This is a genomic window from Collinsella aerofaciens, from assembly GCF_040926185.1.
In the GTDB taxonomy this organism is placed as follows: domain Bacteria; phylum Actinomycetota; class Coriobacteriia; order Coriobacteriales; family Coriobacteriaceae; genus Collinsella; species Collinsella aerofaciens_BC.
In genome coordinates, this window is sequence record NZ_JBCOIQ010000036.1 from 1 (window position 1) to 3,421 (window position 3,421).

General features: G+C 56.3%; 3 protein-coding genes. 1 reads left to right on the forward strand and 2 read right to left on the reverse strand.

All coding sequences use genetic code 11. The features are described from left to right. Positions 1–464 (forward strand): sensor histidine kinase (locus AB5750_RS09620; protein WP_368146272.1); only part of this gene is annotated, 464 nt, incomplete at its 5' end. A gap of 4 nt (positions 465–468) precedes the next feature. Here AB5750_RS09620 and AB5750_RS09625 read toward each other — a convergent pair. Further along, positions 469–672 carry a hypothetical protein gene (locus AB5750_RS09625; protein ID WP_368146270.1) on the reverse strand — a complete coding sequence of 68 codons (204 nt, stop codon included), beginning with the start codon at positions 670–672 and terminating at the stop codon, positions 469–471. A gap of 550 nt (positions 673–1,222) precedes the next feature. Beyond that, a complete protein-coding gene (locus AB5750_RS09630; protein WP_368154996.1) occupies positions 1,223–1,849 on the reverse strand; it encodes a DUF1648 domain-containing protein in 627 nt (208 codons plus the stop codon). Positions 1,850–3,421 lie beyond the last annotated feature (1,572 nt).

Here is a 3,421-nt window from a genome sequence, read left to right on the forward strand (position 1 = left end):
TGCGGCCGGCCGAGCTCTGCGAGCAGGTCCTCGCCGAGGCCGCCCAGATCGCCCGGGCGCGAGGCGTGACGCTCGACACGGCCACGGGCCCCGCTGTCGCGGGCGCGCCCGAGGCCCCGCTCGACCGAACCGCCCTGGCGCGAGCCGCCGCGAACCTCGTGGCCAACGCCGCCGAGCACGCGCGCTCGCGCGTGGCGGTCTCCTGCGACGTCGCGGGCGGACACCTCGTCATCGAGGTGTCCGACGACGGGCCGGGCTTCTCTCCCGCCGCCCTCGAACGCGGCTGCGAGCGCCTCTTCACAGACGACTCATCCCGCTCCTCGCGCGACGGAGGCTGCCACTACGGGCCCGGCCTCCACGTCGCCTCCGAGGCCGCGAGCGCCCACGGGGGCTCCGTCTCGCTCGCCAACAGCCCCTCGGGCGGCGCGGTGGCCACCATCGCGGTCCCCCTGTGCGGGGCCTGACGAATCAGGCCCCGCACACTGGCATACCTTGCAACCAAACGCTTCCCGGATAATTCATGAGGCCGTACTCGTATTCGAGCCTGCCTATCTCTGCGGCAAGCGCCTCCGTCATGTAGAAGGTTTTCGTGCGGCCCGTCGACTTCGCCAGGCGGTCGTACCTGTTCGCGAGGTCCTCGGGGGTTCTCAGGGCTGCGGTGGCGGTTGCCATGATGCACCTTCCGGTTAGATGTAATACGTGTATTACTTTCTATCACATCACCCGAACCCCGCACCGGCGTACGGCCGCATCTGCTTTTTACCTTACATTGTGTCAACCGGTCCATGCCCGGCATATTCTGCCGGATTGAATCAACCGTTAAATCAATCCGAGCCTTTAAGGGGCGGTTGAAATCCTTCGAGGACTGAGGGCACCGTCCCTAGGTCGGCTCCTCGATGGCCTCGGCTGAATTCCCCTGCAATCGACCGCATGGGTTCCGGCACGGGGTTCTGGCGCTGCCCGAACGGGGCGCAAGACTCGGCCGTCGGTCGTGCCGGACGGCATACGTTTTGAGACCGGCAAGCTGTTGCCGGCTCGAGGACAGCGGCCCGGTGCACCGGGCCGATCAATAGAGGACTCAGGTTCACAGCGCAGTTTCTTGGGGCTCGCATATATAGGAAGACTTGATTGGCAATCGATTTTAATGAAGTCGGCAGCGCATGTCAGAGTTTTCAACAAATTTAACATGCCACCCTTTATATCCGCACGCGCGTAATTCAACTCATAAGGACCGGCTATCCCTTACCTGTGACACAATCTCAAACGCACAGAACAGAATCATCAGTCCAATCATCGCATAAGAGGCAGCCGGACCTTCAAGCACTATTCCACAAAGAACAATCTCCGCGCCGCCAATAAGAACTGTTATCAGGCGCTCTGCCTTTTTGCTCTCGCCGCTCGCATAAAAAGGCGGCAAAGCGCACAAGATCACATATAGCCCGGGAAGGGAATACAGGATCGATAGTCCAAGCCCCCCATCAACCGCAGTGTTTTGCGTAAGAATCAACTGAACCCAAACGGCAATTATCACTGAGCAGGTTGTCGATAAAAGAAGACTAGAAATATTGCACGCAACAAAGTCCCGTCGCATTCGAACAGAGAAATCCGCGAACTCTCTTCGCCGCGTGGAAACAATAAGGTACACAGAAATTGCAATAGAACCAATCAGAGAAAACAGCGGAACAACCAGCAATTCAAGCTTATTACCCCATCGATCAACCACACCCCCACTCCAATGAGCGGGAATTGTATCAGGGAGGACTGACCAAGCCGTCCATAGAATCAGAAATGGAAGAATAGAGAGGATGAAAGATGATAACACTGCAGTAATTTTTTTTGAGGCTCTCATCGATTCCGCATCTCCTTGCGCGCCCACATTCCACTCCGCCTTAAATCAAGTATACGTTTTGAGACCGGCAAGCTGTTGCCGGCTCGAGGACAGCGGCCCGGTGCACCGGGCCGATCGATAGAGGACTCAGCTTCACAGCGCAGTTTCTTGGGGCTCGCATATATAGGAAGACTTGATCGGCAATCGATTTTAATGAAGTCGACAGCGCATGTCAGAGCTTTCAACAAATCGCAGGTAAATCCATGTACCAATTTTTGGTACACGGATTTAACTGCGATGTTCATGCTTGGCCAAAAGCCCATCAAGCGATATATTCATTATTTTAATGCGCGCGCCTGAGCTTTTGGCTGAAGTGGCAGTCCGACCGCCGGCAGGCGGCCACGCTATATCCAAAGGCCACGCCTACTCCCCGTGCCCGGCTACGTCGACGACCCAGTGCTGCCCGTCGAGTTCCTGCCGCAGAGCTACATCAGGGACGTCTTATTGGGGGACGACCACATGGAACCCGGGAGATCAAGCTGTACGGCTGATCCATCCGTCAACAACATGTCAAAGCCCCAAAACCCAACAGGATCGCGAACGAGGGGATGAATTGACCGCCCGGGTATTTGCGCCCGGGCGGTCAATTTTATCAAGCATGGGTGCGATTCTGTGAGGCCATTTTTCTGGCATCCGCCGTTTGCTCCGGTCTCAACGCACCCATCGACCGTTCAGTTATCTTTGCGAACGCGACCACGTGCGCATTTTTCGAACAATCAAATGTCCGACAATGTCTGACGGAGCTGTCAGACATTCACGCACGAACAGGTGAGCTTCGCGAGCGATTGTAGGCAACTAGTAGCCCCAGCTGCGTCTTTGGCGCAGGTTCGACGTCTGACATCTTGAATGTCTGACGTTGAACGAAGCTGGTTGATAACAAGCAGGTGGAATAAACATGGAGCCCGACACCTCTCGCGCAATCGGCGCGCGGCAAGGGTCTGGCCCATCTCATATGTTGCCAACGCTAACGGTGAACCTGAGCGCCCGGGCACATTCTTTGTTGGCTGAAACCGGCATAGCAACTAGCGGAAGGCATCATCGAAGGAGTGTGCTGGAAAGCACCCGTCTCCTTAACTGTTAGAAATGCAAGTTAATAATCTATGTGGTCAATATAATACCGTTGAACCAGCGTATCGATACCGCTCAGCCATTCGCCTCGCCCCCATCGCACGCATCTTCATCCGGTCTGTTACTTTTAATCTAACAATGCTTTGAGAAATGTAGGTGCTTCTAAATGTACTGTCGACTTCTTCTCAAACTAATCCTAAGAGACAAGGCCGTATGGATTTGTGCGCTCGTTCTCGCTGCAGCCTTTTCCGTCCCCATTGCGTTCAATTCACCCATCTACGGGCCCTTCTTTATGAAGCAGGGCATGCAGGGCTTTGTCGACGCATTCAATACGCGCGCGCCCCAGGCCAGCGGCACAGACCTATCGCCAGAGCAGCAAGATGACGCTGAGCTTGCAAGATACGCGAACGCCGCCCTCGCCGCTCAAACCGACGCCGCCTTTCTCGATTCTGCCGAGAGCTACTA